This window comes from Caproiciproducens sp., assembly GCF_053840905.1.
This window is the reverse complement of the sequence record NZ_JBNLXQ010000002.1, coordinates 182,515-197,155: the sequence shown is the minus strand read 5'-3', so window position 1 is coordinate 197,155 and position 14,641 is coordinate 182,515. Positions and strand designations below refer to the sequence as shown.

Here is a 14,641-nt window from a genome sequence, read left to right as displayed (position 1 = left end):
AACTGCCATGAAATTTAAAATTCCATGAAAGTTTATGCCTGATCGAATCAGTTACACACTCTTAATATTCTTTTAACAACTTCTATTATACCGATCACGAAGGATTTGTCAATATAAAATTTAAATTAAATACATAAATTTTATTCTCAATTCCATATTCATTGTTGAATATGACTATTTTCTTAAGCAATTTTTAATTCTTATGCACAATCATTTACCGGAAAAACCGTTCGGAAAATGCAGGCCGGCAGTCCGTCAGCTTCTTTCGTTGTTACAGCTGAAAACAAGGTAGTTTTATAACAAAATAACTAAAATTATTAAATTTATAACATGTTTATTACAAATAATTTACTAAAGTATTGATATTTTGGGAAATTGTGATATGATAAATTCAAGCATAAAAGGAACGATGAAACCCAGAAGGGAGCTGTTTAAAATGCAAAAGGAAACTGCATCAAATAACGGAAATCTGCCGCTTTATTTGTTCCATCAGGGGACCAACATAAAAGCTTATGAATTTCTGGGAGTACATAAAGCAGAAAAAGACGGAAAAGAGGGCATGGTCTGCCGTGTTTGGGCGCCGAATGCCGCGGGGATTTCCGTAGCCGGGGACTTCAACGACTGGCAGCCGGGGGATTATCCCATGGAAAAAATCAGCGACGGCGTCTGGGAGTGCTTCCTGCCGTTTGTCATGCGGCAGTATCAGGCCTACAAATTCTGTGTGACCGGCGCCGACGGAAAACAGACCTTCAAAAGCGACCCCTATGCCTATCATTTTGAAACGCGTCCGGGCAACGCCTCCAAATACTATGATATTGAGGGCTATGGCTGGAACGATACCGCGTGGATGAAGCATAAGGCAGTGAAAAAGCATTACGGCCAGCCGGTAAATATCTACGAGCTCCACATCGGCTCCTGGAGAAGATATCCGGACGGCAACGCGTTTTCTTACGACAAGCTTGCCGACGAGCTGGTTCCCTACGTAAAAAGCATGGGCTATACGCACATTGAGCTGATGCCGGTTACGGAGTACCCGTTCGACGGCTCCTGGGGGTACCAGGTCACGGGGTATTTCGCCCCGACCTCGCGGTACGGGGAACCGAAGGAGTTTATGAGCTTTGTGGAAAAGTGCCACAGGGCGGGGATCGGCGTGATCATGGATTGGGTGCCGGCCCATTTCCCGAAGGACGAGTGCGGGCTGGCCCGGTTCGACGGCACGCCCTGCTACGAGTACGGCGACCCGCGCAAGGGCGAGCACAAGGAGTGGGGGACGCTGGTTTTTGATTACGGGCGCAGCGAGGTGATCAGCTTTCTGATTTCCAGCGCGGTGTTCTGGCTCGAAAAATATCACATCGACGGAATCCGCGTTGACGCGGTCGCGTCCATGCTGTATCTTGATTACAGCCGCAAGGACGGGGAATGGGTTCCGAACAAGAACGGCGGCAAGGAAAATCTGGAGGCGGTCGCGTTTCTGCAGAAGCTCAACGAGTCCGTGTTCGGCCTTTTCCCGGACGTGATGATGATCGCGGAGGAATCCACCTCCTGGCCGATGGTATCCAAGCCGACGTACTGCGGGGGGCTGGGCTTTAATTACAAATGGAATATGGGCTGGATGAACGACATGCTCCATTATATGTCGCTTGACCCGATTTACCGCAAATTCAATCACGACAATATTACCTTTTCGTTCTTTTATGCGTTTTCGGAAAACTTTATCCTGCCGATTTCCCATGACGAGGTCGTCTACGGAAAGCGGTCCCTGATCGAAAAAATGCCGGGCGGCGAAACGCAGAAATTCGCGGGCGTGCGGGCGTTTATGTGTTACATGATGGCGCATCCCGGGAAAAAACTGATTTTTATGGGGACCGAGTTCGGCCAGCGCAACGAATGGAATTACGAGCAGGGCCTCGACTGGCTTCTGCTGAACGAGCCCGAGCATCAGGTGCTGAGCGATTTCTTCAAAAGCCTGAACCATTTCTATCTGGAAACCGCGCCTTTGTGGGAGGTCGATTTTTCCTGGGAAGGCTTTTCGTGGATTTCCAACGACGATTACACCCAGAGCGTTATCGCGTTCCGCCGCATTGACAAGTCGGGGAATGAGGTGATCGCCGTCTGTAATTTCCTGCCCGTAGCGCGCGCCCCCTATTCCATCGGGGTGCCGTTTGAAGGAATCTATACGGAGATCTTCTCTTCCGACCGGGTCGAATTCGGCGGGAGCGGAACCACGAACGGCAGCAGCATCCATTCCAGCGCCAAACCGATGCACGGGTTCGAGCAATCCGTCGAGCTGACGCTTCCGCCGCTTTCGGTTCTCTTTCTGAAATGCCGCCGCAAAGCGAGGAAAACCGAAAAACCCGCGGCGCTTGCGCAAAAAATGAAAACAGTGCGCAAAGCGGCAAAAAAGTAAATGTTTTTGGGGAGGATCATGATATGTTGCCAAAACAAGAGGTAGTCGCCATGCTGCTGGCCGGCGGTCAGGGCAGCAGGCTGGGCGTACTGACAAAATACCTTGCAAAACCGGCGGTGCCCTACGGGGGAAAATACCGCATTATTGATTTTCCGCTTTCCAACTGCGTGAACTCCGGAATCGAAACGGTGGGCGTGCTGACGCAGTACCAGCCGCTTGTGCTGAACGAATACATCGGCAGCGGCCAGCCGTGGGACCTGGACAGCATCAACGCCGGGGTGCGCGTTCTTCCTCCTTACCAGCGCGGCAGGAAATCGGACTGGTACAAGGGTACGGCGAACGCGATCTATCAGAATATTCCTTACATAGAGCGTTACAATCCCGAATACGTCGTCGTGCTTTCCGGCGATCATATTTATAAGATGGATTATTCCAAAATGGTCGCCTACCACAAAGAGAAGGAAGCCGACTGCACCATTGCCGTCATTGAGGTCCCGATGGAAGAGGCGTCCCGGTTCGGCATTCTCAACACGCGTGAGGACGGTTCGATCTACCAGTTCGACGAAAAGCCGAAGGTGCCGAAAAGCAATCAGGCCTCCATGGGCATTTATGTGTTTACCTGGAGCAAGCTGCGCAAATATCTGGAAGCGGACGAGGCAACCCCGAAATCCTCCAACGATTTCGGAAAAGACGTTCTGCCCGCCATGCTGAACGCCGGCGAGCGGATGTTCGCGTACCACTTTGAAGGCTACTGGAAGGACGTCGGGACGATCGACAGCCTGTGGGAATCCAACATGGATCTGCTGAATCCGAAAATCCCTCTCGACCTGAGCGAGGAAAACTGGAAAATCTATTCCCGCAACCCGGTCATGCCCCCGCACTATGTCTCCGGCGGGGCGAAGGTGCAGAATTCGCTTGTCGCGGAGGGCTGCAACGTATACGGCGAGATCGACTTCGCCGTGCTGTTTGCGGGCGTCTACATCGCTCCGGGCGCGGTGGTGAAGGACTCCATCATCATGCCGGGTTCCCGGGTGGAGGAAAACGCCATCGTGCAGTACGCGATCGTATCCGAGAACTCCGTGATCGGCAAGGGCGCCGTTGTGGGCGCGCGGCCGGAGGATATTGAAAACAAAGACGAGTGGGGCGTCGCCGTCGTGGGCGACGGGTGTGTCATCGCCCCCGGCACGACCGTGCCGCCGAAAGCGATGATCGACGCCGACACGCTGGCAGAGGAGGCGGAAAAATAATGCGCGGGAACAATGTGCTTGGACTGATTTTTTCAAATGTGCATGAGGAACGGGTCCGGGAGCTGACCGAAAAGCGGACCATGGGTTCGGTGCCGTTCGGCGGCAGATACCGCCTGATCGATTTCCCGCTTTCCAACATGGTGAATTCGGGGATCAACAAAGTCGGCGTGATTACCAAGAGCAACTACCAGTCCCTGATGGATCATCTCGGCTCCGGAAAGGCGTGGGACTTGTCCCGCAAAAGGGAGGGGCTGTTTATTCTGCCCCCCTTCAGCGGGGAGTGCAGCGTGTCCAACAGCCGGATAGAGTCCCTTTCCTCCATCAGTACTTTTCTTTCCAATTCCAGGGAAGAGTTTGTCATCGTTTCCGACAGCGACGTGGTCTGCAATATCGATTTTACCGACGTGATGTCCTCCCATCTCAGGCATAACGCGGATATTACGGTCGTTTACCGTTCCGGAAAGCTGCCGGAAAAAATCTGCGACCCCACGGTCTACACCATTGACCCGGACAACCGCGTACGCGACATGCTCATCAACCCGCGCGCCGAAGGCGAGTGCAGCTACGGCCTGAGCATGCTGCTGATGAAGCGGGAAACCCTGATGAAGATCGTCGCGGACTGTGTGAGCCGCAACCTGTATAATTTCAAGCGCGACTTTCTACAGCGCAATATTTCCGGTTACAGGATTTTCGCCTATGAATTCAAGGGCTTCACCCAGACGATCTGCTCCATGAATTCCTATTTTGAAGCCAACATGTCCCTGATGCTGCCGAAGGTACGCTCGGAGCTGTTCAACGCGGACCGGCCGATTTTCACTAAGGTGCGCGACGATATGCCCGCGCGCTACGGGCTGGGCTCCAGCGTGACCAATTCCCTGATTGCCGACGGCTGCGTGATCGACGGCACGGTGGAAAACTGCGTGCTGTTCCGCGGCGTCCGCGTCGGCAAGGGGACAAAGCTCGAAAACTGCGTGATCATGCAGGACAGCGTCATCGACCCGAACTGCAGGCTCAACTATGTCGTCATGGATAAGGACGTCGTCATTAAAAACGACCGTTCGCTTCTCGGCTTCCAGTCCTATCCCGTTTTTATCAGCAAGGGCAGCGTGGTCTGATGTGATCGGAACCGACATTCAGTTAGGGAGGCTTAAAAATGAAAGTATTATACTGCACCAGTGAAGCAAAACCCTTTGCGGCCACGGGCGGGCTGGGGGAGGTGGCGGGTTCCCTGCCGCAGGCGCTCCGGCTCCGGCTGATCGGCTGCCGCGTGGTGATGCCGCTTTACGAGGATATTCCGCAGGAGCTGCGGGAAAACATGAAATTTATCACGAGCCTTTCCGTGCCGGTCGCCTGGCGCCGCCAGTACTGCGGCGTGTTTGAGGCAAAGGTCGGCGGGGTGATCTACTATCTGATCGACAACCAGTACTATTTCAAACGCCACGGCCTGTACGGCCATTACGACGACGCGGAGCGCTTTGCGTTCCTGTCGCGCGCGGCTCTTGAAATGCTTCCGTATATTGATTTCAGGCCGGACATCATTCACTGCAACGACTGGCAGTCGGCGCTGGTACCGATTTATTTCAGCATCTTTTACGCAAATAATGACTGGTACAAGGGCATAAAAACGATTCTGACGATCCACAATATTCAGTATCAGGGCAAATATGGCAAGGAACTGGTGGAGGACGTGCTGGGAATTCCCCAGTCGGATATGCCGGTTCTGGAGTACGACGACTGCATCAATATGCTCAAGGGCGCGATCGAGAGCGCCAACCGCGTCACCACGGTCAGCCCGACCTATGCGCGGGAAATCCTCGATCCGTGGTTTTCCCACGGCCTCGACAGTATTTTAAAGGCGCGCGAATGGAAGATTTCCGGTATCCTGAACGGGATCGACACGGTCAGCTACGACCCGGCCAACGATCCGGAGCTCTACGCCCCCTATTCGGCGGAGGACCCTTCCGGCAAGGCGGAGAACAAGAGAAAGCTGCAGGAAAGGCTCGACCTGAATCAGGAGCCGAATACGCCGCTCATCGGCATGGTGACGCGGATGGTTTCCCACAAAGGGCTGGACCTTGTCAAGGAAGCGCTCGACCAGCTGATGAGGGAAACGAACACGCAGTTTGTGATTCTGGGCTCCGGCGACTGGGAATACGAGAATTTCTTCCGGGAAATGCAGAACCGGTACCCCGGCAGGCTCTGCGCCTGCTTCGGTTTCATACCCGAGCTTTCGCGCAAGATTTACGCCGGCTCCGATATCTTCCTGATGCCGAGCAGGAGCGAGCCCTGCGGGCTTGCCCAGATGATTGCCCTGCGCTACGGTTCCGTCCCGGTCGTCCGCGAAACGGGCGGGCTGAAGGATTCCATCGGGGACAGCGGCGACGGGGAGGGCAACGGCTTTACCTTCCAGTCCTATGACTCCGGCGATATGCGGTGCGCAATCAACCGCGCGCTGGAGGGCTACGCCAATCCGGAGGGGTGGAGTATTCTGGTGGAGCGCGCCATGAAATGCGATTTCAGCTGGGGACGTTCCGCAAACGAGTACATTCGCCTGTACCGGGAACTGATGAAAGAAAATCAATCCTGACCGCTCCGCCGGCTGCCGGCATCGGCGGGTCGGACTGATGGGGAGCAAAGATGAAACAGACAGGATATCAAAAGAACAGGAAAATCCTTTTTACGGCAGCGGGAGTCGTTCTGGCTCTCGCTGCCGCGTTTTGGATTTACACACAGGGAAATCCTTTTCTGCCGGGCGCTTCGTCCGGGGAAAAGACCTCCTCTGCGGCCGGTTCCGCGGAACCCGCCGGCCCGTCAAACCCGGCGTCCACAGTCAGCCCGGCCGCCCCGGCGTCAAACGGCCCGGCCGTTTCGCCGCTTGACGGGATTTTTGGAGATTACGGCGTGCCCGCCCAAAAAAGGCTCATGTCCATGAGCCTGAAGGAAAAGGTGGGGCAGGTGTTTGTTTTCCGCTGCCCCCAGACGGGAGCGGCCCAGGCCGCCGCCGACTATCAGCCCGGCGGATACTGCCTGATGGCTTCGGATTTCAGCGGCAAAACCACGGCGCAGGTGCAGGCCGCGCTCAAATCCTATCAGGACGCAAGCAAAGTCGGGATGATTCTCTGCACGGACGAAGAGGGCGGCACGGTCGTCCGCATCAGCAGGTACCCGGCGCTCAGGAAAACCGCGTTCCGGTCCCCGCAGCAGGTGTTCCGGCTTTCCGGTCTGAACGGGATTTACGACGACACCGTGCAGAAGGCACAGCTTCTGAAAAAGCTCGGCCTGAATCTGAACCTCGCGCCCGTATGCGACGTTTCCACCGATCCTTCCGATTTTATTTACAGCAGGACGTTCGGAAAAGACGCCTCCAAAACGGGGGACTTTGTCAGGGTATCGGTCAGCGCGTACAACAGTCAGAACCTGTCCTGTACGCTCAAGCATTTCCCCGGCTACGGCGACAATCGGGACACTCACACCGGAATCGCCTACGACAAGCGCGATTACAGCGTGTTCCAGAAGCAGGACTTTGTTCCGTTTCAGGCGGGAATCGACGCGGGCGCGCAGTGCGTCATGGTTTCGCACAATATTGTGAACTGCATGGACCCGTCCCGCCCGTCCTCGCTTTCGCCGAAGGTGCACGGGATCCTGCGCAGGGAACTGGGCTTTACGGGCGTCATTATGACCGACGACCTTTCCATGGGGGCCATCGCCGATTTTACGGCGGGGAAAAGCCCCTCCTCCGCCGCCTTTACGGCGGGAAACGATCTTCTGCTGTCCTCCGACATGGCGCGGGATTTCAACGCGCTGTACGCCGCGGTGCGGGACGGGACGGTCAGCGAACAGCGGCTTGACGAAAGTGTGCTCCGTATCCTTGCGTGGAAGTATAAAATGGGTATAATATAAAGGAGAGTATTACGGAAGGATCTGATCAATTGAACTTAACGGAAGAAGAAAAAAATATCCTGACGGAGATCAGGGAATCACAAAGATATCCGATTGTGCGTTTGGAGCTGCACAATTCCGAAAATGAGGAATTGATTTCCATTGCGCTCAATTACGTGAGGATTACCGCCGCGGAGGATTCCATGGAGACGGTCAAGGCGCGTTCCGCCGCGCTGGAAAGCCTGATGGAAAAGGGCCTTGTTTTTATCGACTACACGGTGCGCGTATGGGTTTCGGGCGATTATGACGTTTACTACAAGAGCAAAATCTACGAGCTTCTGTGCCGTACCGTCATGGAAAGTGCAAAGCAGCCCGGCGCGGTCTTTAACCTGCCGTATATGAGAAAGGGCTACGCCGCCCTTACCTTCAAAGGAATAAGGGAAGCCAGAAAGAAGTAGAAAAAACCGGCCCGCCAATGCCTGGCGGGCCGGTTGCAATTTCAGCCGGATATGCTATAATTTATTTAGCGGGCTTTTTCGCGCCCATCAGCGCTTCGGCGTTTTGAATCAGATTAAACAGCGAGCTGGAAAACAGCGGGTACTCTTCGGAAATTTTTTCCGGCGAAAGCACGGGCAGCTTGGTTTTGCCCAGCCCTTCCATTCCGTCGGCGTTTTCCCCGCCCGCCAGACAGGCCGCGTTGGAATACGCGATTTCCATCGCCGCGCCGGAACGCCCGTCGCTCAGCTTCTGCGGAACGGAAAAAAAGCCCTGCGGGTTTTTCGGGTTGGCGGAATACAGAAGCCGGAAGCTCCTGTAAACGGAAATATTGAGGTATGCCGACACTTCCGAGGTCAGCGACTTGTTGTTGCATTTCTGCAGCGTGCTGAAAATAATATTCATCGAATTCGCAAGCAGCTTTTTGTTTAAAACAGGCAGCAGGCTGCCCTTCAGAATATTCTCCTTGCCGAGGGCGTCCGGCTCCGGAATATCGTCCACCTTGATGGTGGCCCCGCTGCGGTGCGGAGTCCTTCCGAGGAGATAATCGCAGGAAACGTCATAAAACTCAGCGGCCTTTACCACAAAGTCCAGCCCGCATTCACGGATTCCCTTTTCGTAATGCGAAAGCAGGGCCTGAGAAACCTCCAGCTCCTCGGCCGCCTTTTTCTGGCTTAATCCGCGTTCTTTACGCAGCAAAGTAATAATTCTTGGGAAACTGCTATTCATTGAACTATCCCCTGTGTCGAAATATGGAAAAATTAACGCCTTGTAAAGTATATAACAAATATAACGCTTTGTAAAGCCGCTAGATATCGTGTCTTTTCGCTCTGCGCCTACATGTATCTGGGAATTTTGCGTTTGTCAAGACCTGAGTCAGAAAATTTTTTAAGGAGCCGAAAAATGAAATCTTATACGATCCATTTAATCCGTCACGGAATTACAGAGGGCAATCTTCTGGGCCAGTATGTGGGGCGTACCGATTTGCCCCTCGCCCCGGAGGGAATCGCGCAGCTTGAGGACCTGAAACGGCACAGCTCCTATCCGCCCGCACGGGTGTTTTACTGCAGCCCGCTTCAGCGCTGCCTGCAGACGCTGCAGATCCTCTATCCCGGCGCGCAGCCGACGGTGGTCGACGGCCTGCGCGAATGCGATTTCGGCGACTGGGAGGGAAGAACCGCGAAGGAAATTGCGGCGGAGGATGAAAGCTTTACCGACTGGGTGGGGAGCGGAGAGATCGTCACCCCTCCGAACGGGGAGTCCGGCGGCGTGTTCATGCAGCGGGTCTGCGCCGCGTTTGAATCGATCGTACAGGAAATGATGCGTTCCGGAACGAGCAGCGCCGCGTTGGTCGCCCACGGGGGCAGCATTATGTGCATCCTTTCCGCCTACGGCTTGCCGCGCGCCAATTTTTACGACTGGATGGCCGGCAACGGCTGCGGGTATTCCCTGCGGATTACGCCGGGCCTGTGGATGCGTTCCATGGTGGCGGAGGTATACGAAACGATTCCCCCGCGGAAAAAATCCGGGCAGAACAGCGAACGGCTGGTCATCGATCTTGCGCGCGAAGCGGCCGACCGCGCGTTTGGAAAAAAGGAGCGGGAATAAAATTTAACCCTTGACAAAGGGACCCGCATAAAATATAATAGTAAATAATTTAATATGCAAAAGCGATGAAGGGAAAAAGACATCGGCAGAAGCATTGCAGAGAACCGGCGGTTGGTGCAAGCCGGCGCGGAAGCCCGTGTGTATAGCTCATCCCGGAGCCGCCGTCTTCGATGTGAAAACGGAGAAGCGGACGCAGCGGCAGCGTTAAAGGCCGGAGCCTTGTCAGAGGCTTGCCAAGGGTTTCCGCTTCGCGGAGCCGAATTTGGGTGGTACCGCGGATTTGTTTATTCGCCCCGAGCACAGAATTCTGTGTTCGGGGCTTTTTTTATTTATTTCACCGATCAACTGATCAATTGACAAAGGAGTGTTGGATGATGTTTGAAGGCTGCAAAAAGTATATTCCGTTTCAGCCGATCAGCCTGCCGGACCGCCAATGGCCCGACAAAGTCATTACGAAAGCGCCGGTCTGGTGCAGCGTGGATATGCGGGACGGCAATCAGGCCCTGATTGACCCGATGAATCTTGAGGAAAAGCTGCTGTATTTCCAGACCCTTGTGGATGTCGGGTTCAAGGAGATTGAAATCGGATTTCCGGCCGCGTCGGAGACGGAGTACGAAATCCTCCGCGCGCTGATTGAGCAAAACCGGATTCCGGACGACGTGACCATTCAGGTGCTGGTTCAGGCAAGGCCGCATTTGATTTATAAGACCTTTGAAGCGATCAAGGGCGCGAAGAACGTCATCGTCCATTTTTATAATTCCACCTCCACTTTGCAGCGCAAGGTGGTTTTCCGCACCGACATGCAGGGCGTGATCGAGATTGCCGTGGAGGGCGCAAAGCTGATCAAGGAACTCACCGACGAGGAAATCGGCAAGAGCGGCGCGAATATCCGCTATGAATATTCCCCGGAAAGCTTCTCGGGGACCGAAATCGACAATTCCGTGCTGATCTGCGAAAAGGTGATGGAGGTGCTCGGCTCCACGCCGGAGAACAGGCTGATTCTGAACCTGCCCAATACGGTCGAGATGAGCACCCCGAACTGCTACGCCGACCAGATCGAATATTTCTGCCGGCATCTGAAAAACCGCGAAAGCGCCATGATCAGCCTGCACCCTCACAACGACCGCGGCACCGCCACGGCGGCGACCGAGCTGGGCCTGATGGCGGGCGCGGAAAGGGTGGAGGGGACCCTTTTCGGCAACGGAGAACGCACCGGGAACGCGGATGTGATGGTGGTCGCCATGAACATGTACTCCCAGGGAGTGGACCCCGGACTCGATTTCTCCAACATGCGCGCCGTTCAGGAGGTCTTTGAAAAATGCACGAAGATGAAGATCCACGAACGCCATCCCTATGTGGGCGATCTGGTGTTCACGGCGTTTTCCGGCTCCCATCAGGACGCGATCAAAAAGGGCGTCGAGTATATGGCGAAAAACGGCGGCGGCTACTGGCAAGTGCCGTATCTGCCGATCGATCCCGCCGACGTCGGCCGCGAGTACGAGCCGATTATCCGCATCAACAGCCAGTCCGGCAAGGGCGGCGCCGCGTTTGTGATGCAGCAGAGCTTCGGCTACGAGCTGCCCAAGGCGATGCATCCCGAATTCGGTACGATGGTCAAGGCCGCCTGCGACGAAGCGGGCCGCGAGCTTCAGCCCGATGAGATTTTCGGCATTTTCCGCAGGGAATTCCTCGAAGTCAACGCCCCGTACAATCTTAAGCAGTATAAGCTTTACGAGGAAAACGATATCAGCGGGGACACACAGGTCCATTTCGACGGGGTGATCCGCTTCCGGCACGAGGACCATGCCATCAGCGCCAGCGGGAACGGGCCTGTCAGCGCATTCTTTAACGCGCTCAAATCCGTCGGAATCACCGACTATCAGTTTGTTTCCTACCGCGAGCACGCCGTTTCCGGCGGCGCGGACAGCAAGGCGGTTTCCTATATCCAGCTGACCGCACCGGACGGCAGCCCGGCCTTCGGCGTAGGTGTCGACAACAACATCAGCCTTGCTTCCATCAAAGGCATCATCTGCGCGATCAACCGCACGAAGAATGCCGCCGTAAAAGAATCTTAAAGGGGGAACCACAATGAAAAGCTATCAAATCGTCCTGCTGAAAGGCGACGGGATCGGCCCGGAGATCGTAACCCAGGCCGTAAAGGTATTGAACCGCGCCGCCGGCCGGTTCGGATTTACCATTTCCTATGACGAAGCGCTTCTGGGCGGCTGTGCGATCGACGCGGCCGGGGTGCCGCTTCCGCCGGAAACGGTTGAAAAATGCAAAGCCGCCGATTCCACGCTGCTCGGCGCGGTCGGCGGCCCCAAATGGGACACGGTGCCAGGTAATCTGAGGCCGGAGGCGGGCTTGCTGGGCATCCGCGGCGCGCTTGGACTTTTCGCCAATCTGCGCCCCGCCAGAATTTTTGAGCAGCTGCGCTCGGCTTCCCCCCTGAAAGCGGAGATCATCGGCGACGATCTGGATATCATGGTGGTGCGGGAGCTGACCGGGGGCATTTATTTCGGCGAGCGGGGCCGCAGGACGGTCAATGGCTCCGAGGCCGCGTACGACACCGAAATGTACTCCGTGCCGGAAATCGAGCGCATTGCGCGCGTGGCCTTCCGCATGGCACAGAAGCGCGGCGGCAGGCTTTGCAGCGTAGACAAGGCCAACGTGCTGGAATCCTCCAGATTGTGGCGCGCAACGGTTGAAAGAATCGGGAAAGAAGAGTATCCTGATATAGAGCTGTCCAATCTGTATGTGGACAACTGCGCCATGCAGCTTGTCCGCGACCCGAAGCAGTTCGACGTGATCGTCACCTCCAACCTCTTCGGCGATATCCTTTCCGATGAAGCGTCCATGATCAGCGGCTCCATCGGGATGCTGGCCTCCGCCAGCCTGAACGAGGGGAAATCCGGCCTGTACGAGCCCATCCACGGTTCCGCGCCGGACATTGCCGGGACGGGAAAGGCCAACCCGCTGGCGACCATTCTTTCCGCCGCAATGATGCTCCGTTATTCGCTGGACGAACCGCAGGCGGCACAGGCGATCGAGGACGCCGTATCCGAAGTGCTGAAAACGGCCCGTACGCCGGACATCTATACGGAAGGGACGCGGCAGGTCACCTGTGAGGAAATGGGCGATTTGGTCTGCGGATTGCTGTAAATCCTGTTGTAATTTGTATTATTATTAATTTATTATACAAATAGTATTATATTGAACCGGAAAACGAAATCTTTTTTAAAAATTGCCAGCGTATGGGAGCGGGAAAATGCACGGAACAGAGGCTTTGACATTTAAAAAGGGACTGAAGGACGGACTGCCGATCTGCCTGGGGTATCTCAGCGTTTCCTTCACGTTTGGGATGATGGCGACGCAGGGCGGGCTGCCGCTTTGGGCGGTGATGCTGATTACCATGAGCAACATGACCAGCGCGGGGCAGTTTGCCGGGACCGAGCTGATTTTGTCGGGCGGGCATTACATAGAGATTGTCGTAACCACTTTTGTCATCAACATCCGCTATATGCTGATGTCCCTTTCCCTTTCCCAAAAAGTGGACGGTGCCATGACCTCTTTGCAGCGGCTGGTCCTTTCCTTCGGCGTGACCGATGAAATTTTTGCCGTCGCCATGAAGCAGGACGGAAGTGTCGGCGCGCGGTATCTTCTGGGGCTGATTCTGACGCCGTACACCGGCTGGACGCTGGGGACCCTGCTCGGCGGCACCGCCACCGGCCTGCTGCCGGTTAGCGTCCGCACCGCGCTGGGCATCGCGATCTACGGGATGTTCATCGCCATTATCATTCCGCCCGCAAAGCATACGCGCCCCATTGCCTTGGCCATCGCCATCGCGGTGGTTTTAAGCTGTCTTTTCCGGTGGACGCCCTTCCTGAACCGGATTTCCGGCGGATGGGTCATCATCCTCTGTGCGGTGATCGCGTCGGCCTATGCCGCGCTGCGCTACCCTGTGGACGACCCGGAGGTGCGGGAATGAATTACCCGAGAATTTTGATCTGTATCTTCCTGATGGCGCTGGTCACCTATGTTATCCGTATGCTTCCGCTGGCGGTCTTCAGGAAGAAGATCCACAACCGCTTTATCCGGTCGTTTCTGGCTTATGTGCCTTACGCCGTGCTTGCGGCCATGACCTTCCCCGAAATTCTGTACTCCACGGGGAATCCGTATTCCGCGGTGTTCGGCCTTGCCGCGGCCCTCGTCCTTGCGTATCGGGATAAAGGCCTTCTTACCGTTGCGCTCGGTTCCACCGCCGTCGTTTTTGTTGTGGAACAGGTCATGAATTTCTTTTCATAATAAAATGCCGCTGCGACATTGCAGCGGCATTTTATGATGGTATCAGTATCCGAATTTCCCGTTCAGGGATTCGTCGTTGTCCACCCATTCCTGCACATAAACGGAGGAGAAGGTGTTTTTCGTGTTCCGCGCGACCACGCGCGTGATACCGGCGTTGATAATCAGCCTTTTGCACATGGAACAGGGGGAAGCGTTTTCCACATATCCGCCCGTCTTGGCGTCCTTTCCCACCAGATACAGCGTGCTGCCGATCATATCGCGGCGGGGGGCGCTGATAATGGCGTTGGCCTCCGCGTGGACGGAGCGGCAGAGCTCGTAGCGTTCCCCGCGCGGAACCCCCAGCGTTTCGCGCACACAGACGCCGGTATCGATACAGTTGCGGCGGCCGCGGGGCGCCCCCGTGTATCCGGACGATACGATCTCGTCATGCTGGACGATGATCGCGCCGAAATTCCGGCGCAGACAGGTACCGCGCTCCGACACGGTTTCAGCGATATCAAGGTAATAATTTTCTTTGTCCGTACGGTTCATTTTCATGCCTCCCAGTCTTTTATGATAGCAATTCCATTTCAGTTTGCGAGCCAAAACACGTTCCTCCCCTGCCGAAGGCAGGGGAGGAACGCAACCTTGTTGCGGAATCAACCGGAAATGTTATAGTAATCCTATCATATTGTATTTTCGACAGATAATCAATGGAAAT

The 14,641-nt window shown here is 55.3% G+C and carries 13 protein-coding genes; 11 read left to right on the top strand and 2 right to left on the bottom strand.

Annotated features, from left to right (window positions below; all coding sequences use genetic code 11):
* Nucleotides 1–436: 436 nt before the first annotated feature.
* From glgB to ACQGQ5_RS02670, 6 genes are read left to right on the top strand one after another with little or no spacing between them, the layout of a single operon-like run.
* Complete coding sequence (glgB, locus tag ACQGQ5_RS02695; RefSeq protein WP_455735050.1) at nt 437–2,407, top strand: 1,4-alpha-glucan branching protein GlgB; 1,971 nt, start codon at nt 437–439, stop codon at nt 2,405–2,407.
* 23 nt (nt 2,408–2,430) lie between these two features.
* Nucleotides 2,431–3,654: a glucose-1-phosphate adenylyltransferase gene (locus ACQGQ5_RS02690; protein WP_455735049.1), complete on the top strand. Its 1,224-nt coding sequence runs from the start codon at nt 2,431–2,433 to the stop codon at nt 3,652–3,654.
* Complete coding sequence (gene glgD, locus ACQGQ5_RS02685; RefSeq protein ID WP_455735048.1) at nt 3,654–4,769, top strand: glucose-1-phosphate adenylyltransferase subunit GlgD; 1,116 nt, start codon at nt 3,654–3,656, stop codon at nt 4,767–4,769. The genes ACQGQ5_RS02690 and glgD overlap by 1 nt, the downstream gene beginning before the upstream one ends.
* 38 nt (nt 4,770–4,807) lie before the next feature.
* Nucleotides 4,808–6,241: a glycogen synthase GlgA gene (gene glgA, locus ACQGQ5_RS02680; protein ID WP_455735047.1), complete on the top strand. Its 1,434-nt coding sequence runs from the start codon at nt 4,808–4,810 to the stop codon at nt 6,239–6,241.
* 50 nt (nt 6,242–6,291) lie between these two features.
* A complete protein-coding gene (locus ACQGQ5_RS02675; protein ID WP_455735046.1) occupies nt 6,292–7,554 on the top strand; it encodes a glycoside hydrolase family 3 N-terminal domain-containing protein in 1,263 nt (420 codons plus the stop codon).
* Between the two features lie 29 nt (nt 7,555–7,583).
* The gene (locus ACQGQ5_RS02670; protein WP_455735045.1) at nt 7,584–7,991 is read left to right on the top strand and encodes a hypothetical protein; all 408 of its coding nucleotides are present in this window, start codon (nt 7,584–7,586) and stop codon (nt 7,989–7,991) included.
* A 61-nt stretch (nt 7,992–8,052) separates the two neighbouring features.
* Here ACQGQ5_RS02670 and ACQGQ5_RS02665 read toward each other — a convergent pair whose 3' ends face one another.
* Complete coding sequence (locus tag ACQGQ5_RS02665; protein ID WP_455735044.1) at nt 8,053–8,757, bottom strand: helix-turn-helix domain-containing protein; 705 nt, start codon at nt 8,755–8,757, stop codon at nt 8,053–8,055.
* A gap of 174 nt (nt 8,758–8,931) precedes the next feature.
* On the opposite strand from ACQGQ5_RS02665, the gene ACQGQ5_RS02660 reads away from it, so the two are divergent.
* The 5 genes from ACQGQ5_RS02660 to ACQGQ5_RS02640 all read left to right on the top strand — a co-directional run bounded on the left by ACQGQ5_RS02660 (nt 8,932) and on the right by ACQGQ5_RS02640 (nt 13,941).
* Nucleotides 8,932–9,636, top strand: a complete 705-nt coding sequence (locus tag ACQGQ5_RS02660) for a histidine phosphatase family protein (protein ID WP_455735043.1) — start codon at nt 8,932–8,934, stop codon at nt 9,634–9,636.
* A 374-nt stretch (nt 9,637–10,010) separates the two neighbouring features.
* Nucleotides 10,011–11,711: a 2-isopropylmalate synthase gene (leuA, locus tag ACQGQ5_RS02655; protein ID WP_455735142.1), complete on the top strand. Its 1,701-nt coding sequence runs from the start codon at nt 10,011–10,013 to the stop codon at nt 11,709–11,711.
* A 13-nt stretch (nt 11,712–11,724) separates the two neighbouring features.
* Nucleotides 11,725–12,798 carry a 3-isopropylmalate dehydrogenase gene (gene leuB / locus ACQGQ5_RS02650; protein ID WP_455735042.1) on the top strand — a complete coding sequence of 358 codons (1,074 nt, stop codon included), beginning with the start codon at nt 11,725–11,727 and terminating at the stop codon, nt 12,796–12,798.
* Nucleotides 12,799–12,904: 106 nt separating this feature from the next.
* Nucleotides 12,905–13,624, top strand: a complete 720-nt coding sequence (locus ACQGQ5_RS02645) for an AzlC family ABC transporter permease (RefSeq protein ID WP_455735041.1) — start codon at nt 12,905–12,907, stop codon at nt 13,622–13,624.
* Nucleotides 13,621–13,941 (top strand): AzlD domain-containing protein, encoded by a 321-nt coding sequence (locus ACQGQ5_RS02640; RefSeq protein WP_455735040.1) that lies wholly within the window; start codon nt 13,621–13,623, stop codon nt 13,939–13,941. The genes ACQGQ5_RS02645 and ACQGQ5_RS02640 overlap by 4 nt, the downstream gene beginning before the upstream one ends.
* Before the next feature lie 42 nt (nt 13,942–13,983).
* On the opposite strand, the gene ACQGQ5_RS02635 is transcribed toward ACQGQ5_RS02640, so the two are convergent.
* Complete coding sequence (locus ACQGQ5_RS02635; protein ID WP_455735039.1) at nt 13,984–14,472, bottom strand: deoxycytidylate deaminase; 489 nt, start codon at nt 14,470–14,472, stop codon at nt 13,984–13,986.
* Nucleotides 14,473–14,641: the final 169 nt, after the last annotated feature.

Coding starts and splice junctions, on each gene's coding strand:
- ACQGQ5_RS02675 (WP_455735046.1), top strand. CDS start 6,292: ATGAAACAGACAGGATATCAAAAGAACAGGAAAATCCTTTTTACGGCA.
- ACQGQ5_RS02645 (WP_455735041.1), top strand. CDS start 12,905: ATGCACGGAACAGAGGCTTTGACATTTAAAAAGGGACTGAAGGACGGA.
- leuB (WP_455735042.1), top strand. CDS start 11,725: ATGAAAAGCTATCAAATCGTCCTGCTGAAAGGCGACGGGATCGGCCCG.
- ACQGQ5_RS02690 (WP_455735049.1), top strand. CDS start 2,431: ATGTTGCCAAAACAAGAGGTAGTCGCCATGCTGCTGGCCGGCGGTCAG.
- ACQGQ5_RS02665 (WP_455735044.1), bottom strand. CDS start 8,757: ATGAATAGCAGTTTCCCAAGAATTATTACTTTGCTGCGTAAAGAACGC.
- ACQGQ5_RS02640 (WP_455735040.1), top strand. CDS start 13,621: ATGAATTACCCGAGAATTTTGATCTGTATCTTCCTGATGGCGCTGGTC.
- glgD (WP_455735048.1), top strand. CDS start 3,654: ATGCGCGGGAACAATGTGCTTGGACTGATTTTTTCAAATGTGCATGAG.
- ACQGQ5_RS02635 (WP_455735039.1), bottom strand. CDS start 14,472: ATGAACCGTACGGACAAAGAAAATTATTACCTTGATATCGCTGAAACC.
- leuA (WP_455735142.1), top strand. CDS start 10,011: ATGTTTGAAGGCTGCAAAAAGTATATTCCGTTTCAGCCGATCAGCCTG.
- ACQGQ5_RS02660 (WP_455735043.1), top strand. CDS start 8,932: ATGAAATCTTATACGATCCATTTAATCCGTCACGGAATTACAGAGGGC.
- glgA (WP_455735047.1), top strand. CDS start 4,808: ATGAAAGTATTATACTGCACCAGTGAAGCAAAACCCTTTGCGGCCACG.
- glgB (WP_455735050.1), top strand. CDS start 437: ATGCAAAAGGAAACTGCATCAAATAACGGAAATCTGCCGCTTTATTTG.